We start from the raw sequence: 16,525 nt of genomic DNA, 5'->3' as shown, positions 1-16,525 counted from the left end.
CCGTTTTACTTCATGTATTCCGCGCCCGAGTGGCGGAATTGGCAGACGCGCCGCACTCAAAATGCGGTATCGAAAGGTGTGTGGGTTCGAGTCCCACCTCGGGCACGGCATATCCCCTCGTCAGAGGGGTTTTTGCTTTAACGTGTGTACCTGGCTTGTGGTGGCGTCCCTTTGACGCTAGGTGTGCGGGTTGTAGCCTGGCCGCCGCGGTGGCCTATTCAGGTGCGTGCGTGGCGGGATGAAGACCCTGGCTAGTGGGTCTTCCGCATGCTGGGGTTGAGTTCATGCGGTTTCTCGTTCCGGTATATCGGGTTGGTCGGGTGTGGCCAACACGTATTCATGGCTCGGGCTTTGCGGTCACAACATGACTTCGTCGAGTTGGGGGCGCATCGTCTTGGAGGGCTCCCCGAACATGCCCGGGAGCCGTATGAGCTCGGTTTGTCTGCCAAAGGAGGTGGACACTGTCCACACTTACGTCTGCTTTGTTTGATAGCCGGGCGGAAGACTGACGTAGCGAATTTAATGGTCACTGTTGGTGCCTGGTCTCCTGACAGCGCAGGAAAGCCGCCTAGCAGCAGCCAGAAGGACAACAGCGAAGCCGGCTCCTGGGGTTCAAGAGCGTGGGGGAGGAGCGCTCCATGGCGGACGGACAGGAGTGGACCGCTAACTGGCACCTTGAGTGTCTGGACAGAGGGCAGTTACTCCCGGTGCTGCCGCCCTCCAACCTGGCACTTCACCGTGCTGTTCCGCCGATTGGTCAGCTCTGATACTCGACGACCTGATGGATCAAATGAAGATTAGGCTCAACCAGATGTGTTCAAGTCTTAAGGTTTTGGTGGAACATCCTCTGGGTGTGTCGCGAGGGGGTTTACCTCTGCGGCATCGAGCAGGCCGGCCGTGTCGTTGTTGCTAACCAGGTCTTGCAGGGCGATGGCGGGGCGCGCCGGGGCATCAAAGGTCACTTTTCCCTTAGTTGAAATAGTCCCAAGTGAGACACGTTGTTTATACGCCGTCGTTCTCTGGAACCGCTGCGAAGCAAGGGGCTCCAGACGGCAGACAGGTCGGTTCTCCTGTCTCGATAAAGGATCCTTTAATGAACAACCCTCTTCAGGTCGCTCGTGGATCTAGTCGGAGGGTTCAGGAACATCATTGAGGTGGGTTGAGCGACGCGTTCTCGAAGAGGGATGGTCATGATGCGGGCTATGCTGTGCAGGCTCGATATTGGGCACCACTTGATGGCGCAGGGTCGCCTGAGGGTGGGTTCCGTCGCGTTGTACTGGGTGTGGCAAGTACAACGGCTATATCCCCAGCCGGCGGGGCACCTCGTACCAACTTAGAAGTTGATTTTTCGCTTTTCAGTCAAGCCATCGCTGAACGTTACTTCAACTGGCACTCCGTGATCCGAAGCATCTTGCAGTTCGTTTCCGGGTAGCCAGAAGGCGAAGTGACCTTTCGCTACGGTTGCGAGCACCTTTGTGCCGTCGGCGCTTGTGTAGGACATCGCTGCGACATCAGTTCCTACGCGACCTGCCGCCATCGAGATGTGGTTGTCCGCGTTGGTACCGGTCCCAAGTTGAGTAACAGCGATACCTCGGGCAGGCAGGGTAGTGGCATTCGTTGGTTTTCCAACCGTGCCGAAGGACCCCTTGTTGAACCAGGATGCTGTGGCGTCGGTGGTGCAGCTCGCTTCGAAACCGTCACCGCCGGTGAGGATGACTGTCACCCAGGCTCCGCGCCGCTCAGCAATGGCTACTTCCGCTGCTGCAAGGTCGGTCCTGTACATTCCGTCGCCTACACGTTGGGTAGATCCGCGGCAGTCCGAGACGGCATTGTCGCGTTCTAAGCCGATCAGTGTCCCGGGTGCTGCTGTCCATGTCGCGAAGGCTGGGTCACCTCCTGAGATTGCCGGCACGATGAGCAAACCGGCGGTGACTGCAGCGGCCAGACCTCCCAGAGAGACGGCTCGTCGCAAGCGCTTGACCTTGGGTCTGGTCGGGCAGTAGCTAACCCCCGAACTGCTGCTGGAACCAGTGGAAGCTGGCGGGGAGCTAAGTATGCGTGTGAGGTCGGCTTCAGCCCGGCCGGCGTTTGGCAGCGGGCTTTGCGCTGCGGCATCGAGGGAGCGAAGAAGCGGGTCGAGATGCTGATCGGTTTTCATAGTGTTGACGCCTTTTCGGGTGTTGCCGCCGACATCTCGGAAGCCTGATGGGGGAGGTGGTCAAGGAGGAGCCGCAAGGCTCGTCTGGCGCGGGTCAATCTCAGGCGGAAAGCCACAGGTGAGATGCCGAGGACTTTGGCCGCTTGCGGCGCGGCAAGGTTCTCGAAGACAGCGAGTCCGAGAGCTTCTTGATGTACTTCAGAAAGAAGCGCCCAGGCGCGGCTCACATCTATGCGGCTGCTGACCAGATCGGCATGAGAGTTGCTGCCGCCTACTGCTGTTGTTTCAGCGAGCCGAACGCCTAATGCCTGACGTCGTTGGTCTCCTCGCTGTGCGTTCAACAACAGATTCCGTGCTATCCCGAAAACCCAGGCCCGGGCGTCACACTCTTCCGCTGGCGCTTCCGAGAAGCGCCTCCAGACCACAAGAAATGCCTCAGCCACTACGTCCTCAGCATAAGCCGCGTCCGTTCGACGCTGGACGAACTTGAGCAGTTCGCTATATGAGGATTCGTATAGTAACCGAAAGGCGTCAGCCCTGTCGGGGGCCCTCGATAAATGGTTCATACCTATACCTGTCCGCCACCTGCCCATGTGTGTCGCGAATAGCTCGACCTTTCTGACAATCGGTTATCAGGGCGCGGATTGTCCAACTCGGTCTCACATAGGTGTGCCTCAATAATGACCGTTTCTGACCAGCTGTCGGTACGCGCCTCCGTTAGACAACCGGCAGCCCTATCGGACAATAAGCAACAGCGAGCAGGCACTCTGGGGCAAGTAACCACATATCGGTCATTGATTAGACCGTAGTGTCTACTTCAACAACCGAAGTAACAAATACGAGATTCCGGGGAAGGAACCGCATGGGCAAGGCAGCAGCAGTGGTCTGGCAGGCCGTCCACTCTGAGAGGCGACGGCTCGCCGCGGATCTCTCCGGCCTGTCCGACGAACAATGGCTCTTGCCCTCCCTCTGCCCAGGTTGGGATGTCCACGATGTCCTGGCCCACCTTGTAGACACGGCTCGAACCAGCCGGCTCTCATTCGTCCGTGACCTCCTGATGGCACGCATGGACTTCGATCGCGCCAACGTCAGAGGCATCGCCCGAGAGAAACGGCAGGACCCGCAGGACACCATCAACGCATTCAAGGACGCCGCCAACCTCACACGGACGCCGCCGGCTAACCTCGCAACTCGCCTGGTCGAGGCCATTGTGCACGGTGAGGACATTCGCCGGCCTTTGGGCATCGCTGGAAGTTACCCGGAACGTGCCGTCGTTCAGGCCCTCACCTACCAGCTGCGCACCTCCGTATCCTTTGGCGGAGGACGCGAGCGTGCCGCAGGACTCCGACTGATCAATCGGAGGTCCGGGGCGGCCTGGGGCCAGGGTGACGACGTCGAAGCCGATCCACTTGATTTGCTGCTAGCGGTCTCCGGGCGCCCCGTGAACCCGGAGAGCCTCAAAGGCAGCGGGACATCCCGCCTTGCCGCCGCAGCCACACCAGCTGCACATGAACCGGGTCAATGACGAGAACTGTCCGAAGCGATATGGCGAGATGGCAGAACGGTCACCCATCCTCTAAGCGTCACTCACTATTTAGTAATAAGAACGCGAGCCGCTGCTCCGGGGTCCACACGTACGTATCATCGCAGCAGTAACCCCTCAACCATGTCTGTCCGTCGATTACGCGGAGGTAGAACCCCTTGGGGTACTCAACGTCACCGCTCACGGGCTCGGACGCGATGTGAATCGCTCCGGCCGGTCCGTGGCCTGCGGATAGGACTGGGTCCGGTGAGTTCGCTTGGTTTACCAGCGCCAAGCGGAGGTAAGGTCCGGCCACCAAGGGGTAGAGTTCAAGTCCATGATTCCTTGCAGCCGCGAAGACCTGGGACAGGACGGCACCATTTTCGAAACCAAGCTGCTCTACGGTTCGCTCTACAATTCGTAGCGTTTCGCCCGCCGGGTTATCGAACGTGGAGTGAGCCAGCAGCGTCTCTGCATGAGCATCGAGTTGGACACCCGCATCGGACAGAACCCGAACAAGTTTCGTTCGCGATTGCCCGCCTACCTGGACAATGAGCCCGCCGATCTTCGCTGTATTCGCCATGAAGTTTTTCTCCGTTATCTGCAGCCGGACAGGACCACGGTCGGTTGATGATGTCACGTCGTGGGCGCATGCCCGTAAGCGGATCCCTATCTGGTTATGATCCCCGTACTTCGAAGCCGCATCGGCATGTTTTCCCATGTCAGATGCGTATAGCAGTTTTGACGGTACGGGCGCGAACACCCACAGTAGAACCTATGCACAAATTTGCCGCTTCTTTCAATGGTGGACTATTGCGGCTTCACTGGGCTCCCGGGACCTTCATTACCTACGAGATCGCTGTTCAGGCCGCTCGTGTATTGGAGAAGCTGGGTGGCGGGCAGAATCTGCCGCTTCTCGTGGACATTGCGGGCGTGACAGGGTTGGCCGCGGAGGCAAGAGCCGGCATGAATGCCTATCGGGGCTTTTCCATCATCGCGCTCCTGGGAGATCACCCCGTAGGTACCGTTCTTGCAGCCTTCGCTAAGCAGTCACTGACTCCCACCGCGTACTTCACCGATGAAGAAAGCGCACTGCGCTGGCTCGCTCAGCAAAACGGGCGCCATTACTGGACAGCGTCAACAGGGACCCCTGACGCGTCCGAGCGGCCAGGACATAACGTCGAGCAAAGCTTTCCCGAGCACGACCAATAAGGAGGAGTCGAGCCCCGCGCGGCGATCCCCCAACCCTCTTGTGAGAGTGTCGTCTTTACTATTGCCCTATGAGCAGTAAGCCCCACACCGTCGATGCCGTCCGTACTGAAATCGTTTCCGCGATTGCCGAGGTTCGCGCCGCCGCTAGGTTGGGCCAGGACGAGCAGCGAGCTCATACCGCTGACTGGCTCGATGAGTTGTTCGCCGGCGTCTCCGATCGGTGTGGTCTCCGAGAAGCATCAGCACAGGGACCCACCCTTTATCGCGGCGGCATGGGCTCGTTCAGAGACGTGGGTTATGCCGCTGCAGGACACGCCGTTGACCGTCTTCACACCGCCTTGCGGCGCGGCCGGTCATGGTTCCTGCGTAAGTCCTGACCGACAAATTCTGCCGAGCCGAGGTGTTGACGGAACGACGGCTGCACCCTAGGTTTGGCTTGGAAGGTTATCGAAAGTCGATAACAAATATGGGGGATTCATGAGGAACACAAGCAGCGAACCGCTGGCCTGGGGCGCTAAGCGGGTCATGTCCAAGGGGGATGCAACAGCCATCATGGTTGCCTCCGCAGGGGCCGCAGTCGTCATGACCATCATTGCTGTTGCCGGGGTCATCGGTTCGTTTGCTGGGCCGGTAACCCTGACACTTCCCCTGTCCACCGCGTCGCAGTCTCCCGCCGGCCTCCGCCTGGGCGCTGTAGCCCACTACACCTCAGTCGAGGCGACCATCCCGTCGATGCCTGACGCTGAGGCGGCTTTGCTGGCCTGGGCCGACGCCCTGAACCTTGTAGGAATCCTGTCCGTCCTGGCACTGCTGTTCCTGCTCGCGCTCCGCCTGCGGACGGAAAACCTCTTCACCCGGGCGACGGCTGAAATCATCGGAGCCTGCGGCATCGTCCTGGCGGCCGCCGGTACCGTGGGGCAATACCTTGACCAGGCTGCCCGGGGCCGGCTGGCCGAAATCATCGGGGTCAACCAGCGTGCAGTAGAGGAGACCGTCATCTTCACCGGCCAGATCAACCTCACACCCCTGGTTGCCGGGGTGGCATTGTCGCTCGTGGCCGCTGCCTTCCGCTACGGGCGCCGCCTGCAGGCCGACACCGAAGGCCTGGTGTGACGGCAGGAGTAGAAGAATCCGGAATCCACTGCCGCCTTGATGAGCTCCTGGCGGCCAGAGGGATGACACTGACGGAGCTGAGCAAGCGCGTCGGTGTGACCCTGGTGAACCTTTCGGTCCTCAAGAACGACCGGGCGAAGGCCATCCGATTCTCCACACTGACAGCAGTCTGCAACGCCCTGGAGTGCGAAGTGGGGGACCTTCTCGTCACACAGAAGTGAGCATTAGGCCCGCTCTACCGGGGGCGGGTACCCGAACCCCGCGGGCTGCAACAAAAGCCTCGACACCAATGACATGTTTTTCCATCAACCCCTGATCGGGCGCTGGCTTCTGCAACAGGATCGGCACCTGATACCCGGCCGCCCAGTCCTTGGCGCCGGGTCCGAGAACGTCATCAATCCACACCGTCGAGTCCCATGCAGCGTCACCGGCTGCCTCCATCCGCTCCAACCACCGGGTCACCGACCTCAGCTTAGGCGTCGGTTCGGCCTCGTCGCCGGGCCGCACCAGCAGCGTCACCCGCAGCGGTTCGACGTCCAGCTCGATCTGTTGCTCCAGCCCGGCCGTGGCATCCGCCGGCCAACTCGACACCCCTGCGATCCGGCCACACCTGGCCACCCTTTGAACCAGGGCCTTCCTCCCGCAGGCTAACTTCAGCTCCGTGCGTCCACCGGGACCCGGACGGCTCTCCGGGTTGAGTACACCGTCGATGTCCAGCAGGATGATCGGCTTCATAGCCCGACACTAGCTGTCCACCCCGCACAGCGGTAGGGGCAACACCGCACCCCGTCTGCCCTCGAAGCTGCACCTACACCGGGCAGTCCGGCGGCAAGGGTTTCAACCCTGTTAGACAGTCCTACTGCCCTGCGGTTGGCGAGCCGCTCTGTCGACTGCGACACACGCAAAGGTGACAAGTACCGCTGCGGAAATGCGGCCACTTACCGCTGCGATTCACAGGAGCTCCGAAAGTCATCGACGAGTAACTCCTCCCGTCTTGATAAAGGATCCTATGATGAAACCCGGACTTATTCTCTGGCTCAGTAGTTGTGAATGTTGGCATAGAGCGGAGACCAGGTTCGTTCTCAACTGACATTCGTGGGCTGCGGATGCTGCCGCCCGCAGGTCGCTGACGACTTCATCTCGCCATGCCAGGGCCGAGGGCAACAGTCGTGCATCAGCGCCGCTGCCGCTTCGAGGTCGTGGGCGTTCAGAGCGGCTATTAGCCTATCGACGACTTCACTCATGGGTTCGTCCCGCCCTCTTCCTTCACGCTCCGCACAGCATTCCGCCCGCTAGGATTCCCAGGTGACAAGTTCCTCGAGGCCGCATTGCTCAACCAGTCACTAGCCGCGCGCTGCCGCAAGACCTCGTGTCCGGATCAGGAGTCTCCACACTTCAACTATGGGCGCTGGCGCCCGGCGCGTCCATGGCCAGGTGCGCGGCGCATCACGTTCTGGATCTCCGCATAACCGGCGAGGTAGCAGGGCCCGCTACATCGCACCACCAGCTGACAGGACCCATGATGGATGTGGCCTTGGTGTCGCTGGTCAGGTAGTGGGCGACGGTGTGTGCGTAGGGGAGTTCTTGGCCGGACTGGCAGGGGAGATCGATTCGCAGGGTCGAGCCGATGCTGTTGCCGTTCATGGTGATGCAGCAATACACAGCTTCCACTCATCCATCGGAATGCGAAGAGCAGACAGCATGACCGGGAGGGTGTGGGGCGAAAAGAAGGTGTTGACTTTGCGTGGTTGAACCGTGCGCCCGTCGCTTCCGTCCGGGGATATTCACATGACGTGGCCAGCTGTGACCATGACGAGCCCAAGGCGATTCCATCGTTGTACCAGGATGCCGGGACCTGGGTGATAAAAAGGGTTGTTCCCAGGGCTGGCCCGTGCGGTTAGGGTGATCACGGGCGGTGCCGATGAGGGGTCGCCCGGTTGGGTGACCAGGCGCCAGTAATGGAGCTGATTCTAGATTCGATTCTTGGGAGGAAGCATGACCAGTCCAGAGCAGGATCCAAACCAGCAGGAAGGCCCCGCGGACGGTGGCGCGGACGGCGTCCCCGGCATGCACGACGGTGGTGCCGATGGTGGTGCCGATGGTGGTGCCGACGGCGGTGCCAATGGTGGTGCCGACGGCGGAGCTGACGGCGGTGCTGACGGCGGAGCCGACGGCGGTGCTGACGGCGGTGCTGACGGCGGTGCTGACGGCGGTGCCGATGGGGGAGCCGCGGAACGGGGCATCTAAGTTTTGAGCACCACCCGCACGGACTTCCAGGATCCCGACGCCTTGGAAAGCGGCGGGGTCCTGGAGACACACCTGATCAAAATTGGGCGTGAAAGGTTCGCCGACGACGTCTGGGGGCGCGCGGCGCTGCTCACGCGTGGCGCAGGCGACTTCTCCGATCTGTTCTCTGCTGAGGCCGTCGACGAACTGGTCTCTCGCCGTGGACTGCGCACACCTTTTCTCCGCGTTGCCAAGGGCGGCTCTACATTTCCCGACTCGTCATTCACCTCACCCGCCGGCGTCGGCGCCACCATCGCTGACCAGCTCGACGACACGGCGCTTTGGCGCAAATTCGCCGACGGCGCCACACTCGTACTGCAGGCACTGCACCGCACATGGGAGCCGGTCAGCCACCTCAGCAGCAGACTAAGCACGGAGCTTGGACATCCGGTGCAGGCCAATGCCTACATCACGCCGCCTCAGAACCGTGGGTTCGACGCTCACTACGACGTGCACGACGTCTTCGTCCTGCAGATCGAGGGGACAAAGCGCTGGATCATCCATGAGCCGATTCACACGGACCCGTTGCGTGATCAGCCCTGGACCGATCGCCGCTCCAGCGTGACAGAGGCCGCCAAAGGCGAGGCGTATATCGACACCGTGCTTGAGCCGGGGGATGTCCTCTACCTGCCGCGGGGCTGGTTGCATGCCGCGCAGGCGCAGGGCGAGGTCTCCATCCACCTCACGCTTGGAATCCACAGCTGGACCCGCTACGCATTGGCCGAACAACTCGCCCAGGCCGCACTCGCAGCGCTGTGCGACGATCCTGAGATGCGCCGTTCATTGCCGTTGGGCGTCCACGGACCAAACGGTGAGATCGACATGGTCCGTGGCCGATTGGCGGCTGCCCTCGCCGAGGCTGATACCACTGCGCTGTTCCACCGCACCCGGCGAGGACAGGGACGTCCCGCGCCGCTGGGACCGCTGGCCCAGCTCGCGGCTGTCAAAAGCCTGAGCCCCACGTCGGTGGTGCGGCTTCGCGATGCACTGGAAGCACGGCTGGAGGGACCGCGCCTGTCCACACGCGTGGGTTGGCTGGACTTCCCGGAGGCCGATCTGCCATCTGTGATGTGCGCGCTGGACGGGGAGGTTCACACCGCGGGTGATCTCGGCGTCGAGCTTGTTAAAAGACTGTTGCGCGCGGGGGTCCTCGTTCCCGTTGAACAATGATACAGACAGCGAGTTCGCCACAGTGGCGGCCACAGAGCGCTTTTTCTGCTCTGAAGGCGCCCGCCTGCGCGGTGATCCTATTGCAGGCACAGGGTCGCATGGCCTCGTCTGGGTCCTCATCGAGTACCGGGGCGGGTGGCCGCTCAATGGCTTCGAGGGGCTTGATCTCGAGCCTGGGATCAAAGCACTCTTGCTCTCCGCCGCGAAAGCGGCGCGGGCGCGGGTGCTGCTGGTGCGACGGCCCGGCCCACGCCGCCGTGAGGGTCAGAGCCATTGGGCAGTACTGCGGCATGAGGATTCGGGCGCCTATCGTCAGCACTGGGGAACGTGGGGCAAGGATGGCGATCTGGCGGAGGTTGCCAGAGCCCTCAGCCTTCCCGGGACGCTCGGCTATCCGCCTGTCATCCTGGTCTGCACTCACAGCCAACATGACCAATGCTGTGCTGTGTGGGGACGGCCCGTTGGACGTGTGCTGAGTGAGCGGTGGCCGGAGCTGGTGTGGGAATGTTCGCATGTAGGAGGTGACAGGTTCGCAGCGAACGTAGTGGTTGCTCCTGACGGTGTCTACTACGGAAATTTGGACGTGGACTCATCCGTCGCCACGATCGAAGAACACCTCGCGGGCCGTATCCATGCGGAGCATCTACGTGGGTACACAGATCTCGTCCCAGCACAGCAGGCCGCTGTGGCGGCCACGCTCAGTCGTTTCGGCCCGGCCGGCCGGAATGACTTCAAGGTGGTTGAGACCTCCCGCAACGGTGATCACTGGCGGATCCGTATTACCGGATCGCCTCCTCACCCCGCGCGCATCGACATCGAACTGCGTGCTCGCCGCGGCCCGCGATCCCGGCTGACCTGCCGCGGACCGGCGATGAGCTCGGCCATGGTTTACGAGCTCATTTCAATACGCGCGGTCTAAAGGACGGGTTTACCGAAGTCAGTATCTTTATCGGCAAGCCGACGAAGGTTCCAAACGATCCTGCGGACCTGGGGGTCGAGCACCGCCAATTTATTGATTTCACCGACGCGCTGCATTGCTGGCGGACAGTCCGCCGAGCTGCCGCTTTGGGACTGGCGGCAGAACTGGCCGCCGCGGCAGCAGTAAACCGCATTCACGCGCCGTGGCAGGGCGGGCAAGCCGACTGCTGTTAGACACAGGAATGCTCGTCGGCGGCGATGGGTGGGCTGAGGATCCCTTGTTCCAACGACGTGTTCGAGCCGTTGCGATGCTTGGTCGACGACGCGCGGCTGCTGTACGGCCTCCACCTGCTGGAGATTGTCGATGCGTACCAGGGCTGTTGACCAGGATGTGCTCGACGACGTCCTGCCGCTGCTGCGCACCGCCCCTTTCACCAGCCCTGCCTGAGGCGTAACGTCTATTCCGCCGGGAACGGTTGCAGCCGTCAGAGGAGCGGTCATGGCTGGATGGAATGCAGACACAGCGGCGGGGCCTGTGGGGGCGGGAACGGTAACGCTGGTGGAAGGCTCGTCTTTCTGCATCTCGGCCGCCAATGGCGACATCCACCCGGAACTTCCCCACGGCGTGTTCCACGAGGACACCCGGATTTTGTCCGGGTGGAGCATGACGGTGAACGGCCAGCCGCTCGAGCCGCTGGCCGCGGAAACGAAGGAACCCTACCGGGCACTCTTCATCGGCCGCGTTCCGCGCGGGGACGGATACGCGGACAGCCCTCTGATCGTGGAGCGCCTGCGGGAAGTGGCTGCCGGCGTGGTTGAAGAAATCACCATTCGCAACTACTCCGGAGACCCGGTGGAGTGTGACATCTCCGTCGGCGTCGATTCGGACTTCGCGGACCTGTTCGAGGTAAAGGAGGCGAGGGTCCAGCGGCGCTGGGAGGTCGTCCGTGGAGCCGACGGCGATTCCCTGATTATCAGCGCTGCCTGGCAGGACCTGCGGAATGCTGTCCTGGTGCGGGGACGCGGGGCCGTAGCCACCGCCGGCGCGCTCACGTACCAAGCGACGGTACCCGGCTACGGCCACTGGAGCACGCGGCTGAGCGTCGCACCGGCCGGGCAGCACAACGTTTCGCGCCCTGTCCGGCATGGCATCTCACCGAGCGACCGGCGGCACCAGGAGTGGGTCGCGAAGATTCCCAGGCTGCAGATGACCAACCGGTCCATAGAGCGGACCCTGCGGCGCAGTTACGACGACCTCGGCGCACTTCGGATCGAGGACCCTGCGCATCCGGAGCGGATTGTGGTGGCCGCGGGAGCACCGTGGTTCATGACGCTGTTTGGGCGTGACTCGCTGTGGGCTTCCGAAATGGCCCTTCCTGTGGACCCGTCACTGGCTCTTGGCACCTTGCAGACCCTGGCTGACCGCCAGGGCAAGGTGGTGGACCCGGTGAGTGAGGAGGAGCCCGGGAAGATCCTTCACGAGGTACGGCTGGGGGTGTCCTCCGGGCTGGCTCTCGGCGGCAAGTCGGTCTACTACGGCAGCGTGGACGCCACTCCCCAGTTTGTGATGACCCTGGCCTCCATCAGCCGGTGGGGCTTCGCGAAGGACACCATCGCAGCCCTCCTGCCCAACGCGGACCGCGCACTGGACTGGGTCCGGAACTACGGCGACAAGGACGGAGACGGCTTCGTAGAGTACTCCCGCCTCAACGACCAGGGCCTTCTCAACCAGGGTTGGAAGGACTCGTGGGACGGCATCAACTTCGCCGACGGCACCCTCGCGGAGCCGCCCATAGCACTTTGTGAGGTGCAGGCGATGGTGTACTCCGCGCTGCTGTCACGGGCGTGGATGGCGTACGACGGCGGCGACGCACCTTTGGCGGCGCAGCTCACCGAAGAGGCGGCGGCGCTGAAGAAGAAGTTTAACGAAGCGTTCTGGCTGCCGGAACGCGGCTACTTCGCTGTCGCGCTGGACGGCAGGAAGCGCCAAGTGGATGCCTGTGCCTCAAACATGGGCCAGTGCCTGTGGCACGGCATAGTTGACGATGACAAGGCACCGCTGGTGGCCGAGCGGCTGATGTCACCGGAGATGTTCAGTGGATGGGGCGTCCGGACCCTTGCCACGGATATGGGTGCCTACAACCCGGCAAGCTACCACAACGGGTCTGTCTGGCCGCATGACAACGCGATCACCGCGGCGGGCCTCATGCGCTACGGATTCGTGGAGGAAGCGCAACGGATCGCTACAGCCCTGCTTGAAGCGGCGGACTACTCCGACGGGCGGCTCCCGGAACTGTTCTGCGGTTTCAGCCGGGAACAGGTGGCTGAACCGGTGCCGTACCCCACCGCCTGCTCACCCCAGGCGTGGGCGGCAACCACCCCCATCATGCTGATCACCAGCCTGATGCGGTACGACGCCCACGTTTCGCGGGGCGGCTTCTGGATGGATCCAGCACTGCCGGAGTCCTACGGGGACCTGCACATTACCAACGCACCACTGGCCGGCAGCCGGATCACCATTGACATTACCCACTCGGGGCCGTCGGTGCAGGGCCTGCCCGAGGGCATCACATTCCACCATGAACACCGGCCGTGGCTGACCGAGCTTATTTCGCAGGCCGGACTGGACGTCAAAGGCTAAAGCGCCCAGCCGGCGTCGTCACACAAGCGGCGGAACGGGCGCGGAGGTACTGCCCACCGCGGCCCCAACGTCGATCGCCACCACCGGTCATCGATTCAGCTGGAAACCGCTGTACGAAACGAGGAGGAGTGACCATGGGCCCAGTTCCGGCCTAGTCCTTCCGCTGCTCCAATAATTCGTGATTGCAGTGCAGCAACAACTCGTGTCTGTAGTGAAGGCCTATCCAAGGAGATGCTGCATAGTCGTCAATGCCAAAAGCCTGCGCAAAAAGTGCGTCTTCAGCGCCAAGACCCTGATTGGGCCTACCTGGTGGAAGTGCTGTCTGAGCCCCGCTATGGACTGCTGTTCGACGTCTGGGCATGGTCTCTCTTCTCATCTTCGAAGGTGCGTTCGGTCAGAAGGCGCGGAGGATGTCTTCGACGCGTTGTTTGGCGTCGCCGAAGAGCATTTGGGAGTTGTCGCGGTAGAACAGGGGGTTCTGGACGCCGGCGTAGCCGGCGGCCATGGAGCGTTTGAACACGATGACGTTCTCGGCTTCCCAGACTTTGAGGACGGGCATCCCGGCGATGGGGCTTCCCGGGTCTTCGGCGGCGGCGGGATTGACGGTGTCGTTCGCGCCGATGACCAGGACCACGGAGGTGTCGCCGAGGTCGTCGTTGATTTCGTCCATTTCCAGGACAATGTCGTACGGGACTTTGGCTTCGGCAAGGAGGACGTTCATGTGCCCGGGCAGGCGCCCGGCGACCGGGTGAATGCCGAACCGGACGTCTACGCCTTTTTCGCGGAGCTGGTTGGCCAGTTCAGCGACGGGGTACTGGGCCTGGGCGACGGCCATGCCATAACCGGGGGTGATGACGACGGACGAGGCGTTGGTGAGCATTTCCGCGGTGGCTTCGGCAGTGATTTCCCGGTGCTCGCCCTGGTCCGTGTCCCCTTTGCTGGCTGGGGCGGCGATGCCGAAGCCGCCGGCTATCACGGAGATGAAGGACCGGTTCATGGCCTTGCACATGATGTAGGAAAGGTATGCACCGGAGGAGCCGACCAGGGCACCGGTGATGATCAGCAGGTCGTTGTTCAGCAGGAAGCCCGCGGCGGCGGCGGCCCAGCCCGAGTAGCTGTTGAGCATGGACACGACCACGGGCATGTCGCCGCCGCCGATGGAGGCCACGAGGTGCCAGCCGAGCCCCAGGGCCAGGGCCGTGACAACGATGAGCAGCCAGAGCTGGGAGTCGTTGACGTACCAGACCGTCAGGACGATGAACACAACGAGGGCGCCGAGGTTGATGGCGTTTTTGCCTGGCAGCATCAGGGGTGAGGATTTCATCCGGGCGGAAAGTTTCAGGAACGCCACGATGGAGCCGGTGAACGTGACAGCGCCGATGAACACGCCGATGAACACCTCGGCGTGGTGGATCGCCATCAGGTCTGAAGACAACGCAGGGGCTTCGAGGTGGCCGTTCCACCCCACGAGCACGGCGGCGAGGCCGACGAAGCTGTGCAGCAGGGCGATGAGTTCGGGCATGCCGGTCATTTCGACCACCCGGGCGCGCCAGAGTCCGATGGCCCCGCCGACCAGAACCGCGGCGACCAGCAGGCCCAGGCCGGTCAGGGCGTGGCCGGTGCCCCAGGCGTCCTGGAGTGTCAGCCAGATGGTGGCGGCGAGGGCGATGACCATGCCGGTGATGCCGTAGGCGACCCCCGCGCGGGCCTTCTCGTGTTTGCTCAGCCCGGCGAGGCTGAGGATGAACAGCAGGGCCGCGACGATGTAGGCCGCCCCCGCGATGGAGTCGGCGGTCAACGGACCGGAGACGGTGTCAGTCACGGTAAGGCTCCTCGTCAGTGTTGCTGCTGTTGCGGTGGCGGCGCTCATGAACGGACCTTCCCGGCGGAGAACATGGCGAGCATGCGCCGGGTGACGGCGAAGCCGCCGAAAATGTTAATGCTGGCCAGCAGCACCGCGACGGCGGCGAGCACTTGCATCACGATGTTCTCGGAGGTGACCTGCAGCAGGGCACCGACCACGATGATTCCGGAGATCGCATTAGTTACTGACATCAGCGGGGTGTGCAGGGCGTGGTGGACTTTCCCGATCACATAGAACCCGACCACGATCGAGAGCATCAAAACCGTGAAGTGCTGCGGCAGCGGCGCCGGGGCAACCGCGTTGACCAGGAACAGCGCGGCGATCCCCGCGGCGAACAGCCCGGCCTTACCGGCCGGGCTGAGGCCCTGTTTCTTCTTCGGCCCAGGACTTTCGGCAACCTCAGCCTGGGTCTTGGCCGCCGGTGCGGCGGAGACCTGAACCGGCGGTGGCGGCCACGTCTTCTCGCCCTCGCGCACCACCGTCACCGACCGCTGCACCACATCCGCAAAATCGAGCCGCAGCTGACCGTCCTTGTCCGGGGTCAGGAGCTTTAGCAGGTTCACCAGGTTTGTCCCGTACAGCTGGGACGCCTGCGCCGGAAGACGCGCCGGAAGATCCGTATACCCCAGGATCACCACACCGTTCTCCGTTACCACCCGCTCCCCAGCGACGGAGCCTTCCACATTCCCGCCCTGCCCGGCAGCCATATCCACGATGACACTGCCGGATTTCATCGCTGCCACATCGTTCGCCGTGAGCAGCTTCGGAGCGGGCCGACCCGGGATCAGGGCCGTGGTGATGACGATGTCGACATCAGCCGCCTGCTCGGTGTAGATTTCGGCTGCGCGCCTGTTGTACGCCTCGGACGTTGCTTTTGCATACCCGTCAGAGGACTTCATCTCCTCCTCTACCTCAACCTTGAGGTAAGTACCACCAATGGACTTCACCTGATCCGCCACCTCAGGCCGCGGATCAGTAGCGCGAACGATCGCGCCCAGGCTGCTGGCAGCGCCAATTGCCGCCAAGCCGGCGACACCGGCTCCGGCGACGAGGACCTTCGCCGGCGGGACCTTGCCCGCTGCGGTGACCTGCCCAGTGAAAAACCGGCCGAACTCATGCGCGGCCTCAATGACGGCACGATACCCGGCGATGTTCGCCATCGAACTGAGGACATCCATCGACTGCGCCCGCGAGATCCGCGGCACCGCATCCAAAGCCAAAGCGGTGATTGGACGGGCCGCCAACGCCTCCACCAACTCCGGCCGCAACCCCGGGCTAAGCATCCCGATAAGAGTGGCACCGTCAGCGAGGCGGGCGATCTCATCCTCGGTGGGCGGATTGACCCGCAGCACAACGTCGCTGCCCCACGCCTCGTCAGCCCCAACAAGCAAGGCACCCGCATCGACATACGCATCGTCCCGGAAGGAAGCGGACTCACCCGCGCCCTTCTCGACCACAACGTCGTAGCCCAAACCCAACAACTGTTTCACGGTGACAGGCGTTGCCGCCACCCTCGTTTCGCGGCCCAACTCGGCCACGATGCCTATACGCGTCACTGTTTTCTCTCTCTAAGATGTGGTGCCTGGGAAGTTGCGTCGCCGGGGACAGCAGTTGCTCCACTAAGGCACGGGCAGTGCAGAA

Annotated in this window: 16 protein-coding genes and 1 tRNA gene; 10 read left to right on the top strand and 7 right to left on the bottom strand. The window is 62.6% G+C overall.

Translation table 11 applies throughout. The features are described 5' to 3' along the window. Positions 1-23 precede the first annotated feature (23 nt). Positions 24-105 (top strand) — tRNA-Leu (locus AC5RVN_RS05620). Between the two features lie 1,228 nt (positions 106-1,333). On the opposite strand, the gene AC5RVN_RS05615 is transcribed toward AC5RVN_RS05620, so the two are convergent. Both AC5RVN_RS05615 and AC5RVN_RS05610 read right to left on the bottom strand, forming a co-directional pair. Further along, complete coding sequence (locus tag AC5RVN_RS05615) at positions 1,334-2,158, bottom strand: hypothetical protein (RefSeq protein ID WP_494137313.1); 825 nt, start codon at positions 2,156-2,158, stop codon at positions 1,334-1,336. Beyond that, the gene (locus tag AC5RVN_RS05610) at positions 2,155-2,724 is read right to left on the bottom strand and encodes an RNA polymerase sigma factor (protein WP_494137312.1); all 570 of its coding nucleotides are present in this window, start codon (positions 2,722-2,724) and stop codon (positions 2,155-2,157) included. Before AC5RVN_RS05610 ends, AC5RVN_RS05615 begins: the two co-directional genes overlap by 4 nt. Positions 2,725-3,020: 296 nt before the next feature. Here AC5RVN_RS05610 and AC5RVN_RS05605 point away from each other — a divergent pair, with 296 nt between their 5' ends. After that, positions 3,021-3,683, top strand: coding sequence for a maleylpyruvate isomerase family mycothiol-dependent enzyme (locus tag AC5RVN_RS05605; RefSeq protein ID WP_494137311.1), 663 nt, complete (start codon positions 3,021-3,023; stop codon positions 3,681-3,683). A 58-nt stretch (positions 3,684-3,741) separates the two neighbouring features. On the opposite strand, the gene AC5RVN_RS05600 is transcribed toward AC5RVN_RS05605, so the two are convergent. Then, positions 3,742-4,401 carry a hypothetical protein gene (locus AC5RVN_RS05600; protein WP_494137310.1) on the bottom strand — a complete coding sequence of 220 codons (660 nt, stop codon included), beginning with the start codon at positions 4,399-4,401 and terminating at the stop codon, positions 3,742-3,744. 56 nt (positions 4,402-4,457) lie between these two features. Here AC5RVN_RS05600 and AC5RVN_RS05595 point away from each other — a divergent pair, with 56 nt between their 5' ends. From AC5RVN_RS05595 to AC5RVN_RS05580, 4 genes are all read left to right on the top strand, one after another. After that, the gene (locus AC5RVN_RS05595; RefSeq protein ID WP_494137309.1) at positions 4,458-4,892 is read left to right on the top strand and encodes a DUF7793 family protein; all 435 of its coding nucleotides are present in this window, start codon (positions 4,458-4,460) and stop codon (positions 4,890-4,892) included. A gap of 68 nt (positions 4,893-4,960) precedes the next feature. Next, positions 4,961-5,269, top strand: coding sequence for a hypothetical protein (locus tag AC5RVN_RS05590; RefSeq protein WP_494039545.1), 309 nt, complete (start codon positions 4,961-4,963; stop codon positions 5,267-5,269). Positions 5,270-5,369: 100 nt separating this feature from the next. Further along, entirely contained in the window at positions 5,370-6,005 is a 636-nt protein-coding gene (locus AC5RVN_RS05585) for a hypothetical protein (protein WP_494137308.1), read from the top strand. Next, positions 6,002-6,226 carry a helix-turn-helix domain-containing protein gene (locus AC5RVN_RS05580; protein ID WP_494039547.1) on the top strand — a complete coding sequence of 75 codons (225 nt, stop codon included), beginning with the start codon at positions 6,002-6,004 and terminating at the stop codon, positions 6,224-6,226. The genes AC5RVN_RS05585 and AC5RVN_RS05580 overlap by 4 nt, the downstream gene beginning before the upstream one ends. On the opposite strand, the gene AC5RVN_RS05575 is transcribed toward AC5RVN_RS05580, so the two are convergent. Next, positions 6,213-6,740, bottom strand: coding sequence for an HAD domain-containing protein (locus tag AC5RVN_RS05575; protein WP_494137307.1), 528 nt, complete (start codon positions 6,738-6,740; stop codon positions 6,213-6,215). The genes AC5RVN_RS05580 and AC5RVN_RS05575 overlap by 14 nt on opposite strands. Before the next feature lie 1,260 nt (positions 6,741-8,000). Here AC5RVN_RS05575 and AC5RVN_RS05570 point away from each other — a divergent pair. The 3 genes from AC5RVN_RS05570 to AC5RVN_RS05560 are packed head-to-tail and all read left to right on the top strand — an operon-like array spanning position 8,001 to position 10,380. Further along, entirely contained in the window at positions 8,001-8,252 is a 252-nt protein-coding gene (locus AC5RVN_RS05570) for a BatC protein (protein ID WP_494137306.1), read from the top strand. 3 nt (positions 8,253-8,255) lie between these two features. Further along, positions 8,256-9,461 carry a cupin domain-containing protein gene (locus tag AC5RVN_RS05565; protein WP_494137305.1) on the top strand — a complete coding sequence of 402 codons (1,206 nt, stop codon included), beginning with the start codon at positions 8,256-8,258 and terminating at the stop codon, positions 9,459-9,461. Next, the gene (locus AC5RVN_RS05560) at positions 9,451-10,380 is read left to right on the top strand and encodes a sucrase ferredoxin (protein WP_494137304.1); all 930 of its coding nucleotides are present in this window, start codon (positions 9,451-9,453) and stop codon (positions 10,378-10,380) included. The genes AC5RVN_RS05565 and AC5RVN_RS05560 overlap by 11 nt, the downstream gene beginning before the upstream one ends. Here the strand turns inward: AC5RVN_RS05560 and AC5RVN_RS05555 are convergent. After that, positions 10,377-10,880 (bottom strand): hypothetical protein, encoded by a 504-nt coding sequence (locus tag AC5RVN_RS05555; RefSeq protein ID WP_494137303.1) that lies wholly within the window; start codon positions 10,878-10,880, stop codon positions 10,377-10,379. The two genes, AC5RVN_RS05560 and AC5RVN_RS05555, sit on opposite strands and share 4 nt — an antisense overlap. Here AC5RVN_RS05555 and AC5RVN_RS05550 point away from each other — a divergent pair. Further along, positions 10,879-13,020 carry an amylo-alpha-1,6-glucosidase gene (locus AC5RVN_RS05550; RefSeq protein WP_494137302.1) on the top strand — a complete coding sequence of 714 codons (2,142 nt, stop codon included), beginning with the start codon at positions 10,879-10,881 and terminating at the stop codon, positions 13,018-13,020. The two genes, AC5RVN_RS05555 and AC5RVN_RS05550, sit on opposite strands and share 2 nt — an antisense overlap. Positions 13,021-13,414: 394 nt before the next feature. On the opposite strand, the gene pntB is transcribed toward AC5RVN_RS05550, so the two are convergent. Both pntB and AC5RVN_RS05540 read right to left on the bottom strand, forming a co-directional pair. Beyond that, positions 13,415-14,890, bottom strand: coding sequence for a Re/Si-specific NAD(P)(+) transhydrogenase subunit beta (gene pntB / locus AC5RVN_RS05545; RefSeq protein ID WP_494105564.1), 1,476 nt, complete (start codon positions 14,888-14,890; stop codon positions 13,415-13,417). Then, positions 14,887-16,440, bottom strand: a complete 1,554-nt coding sequence (locus AC5RVN_RS05540; RefSeq protein WP_494105563.1) for a Re/Si-specific NAD(P)(+) transhydrogenase subunit alpha — start codon at positions 16,438-16,440, stop codon at positions 14,887-14,889. Before AC5RVN_RS05540 ends, pntB begins: the two co-directional genes overlap by 4 nt. Positions 16,441-16,525 lie beyond the last annotated feature (85 nt).

It is taken from the genome of Arthrobacter sp. sptzw32, from assembly GCF_059089735.1.
The sequence above is the reverse complement of the archived record's forward strand: the minus strand, read 5'-3'. Positions and strand labels throughout refer to the sequence as shown.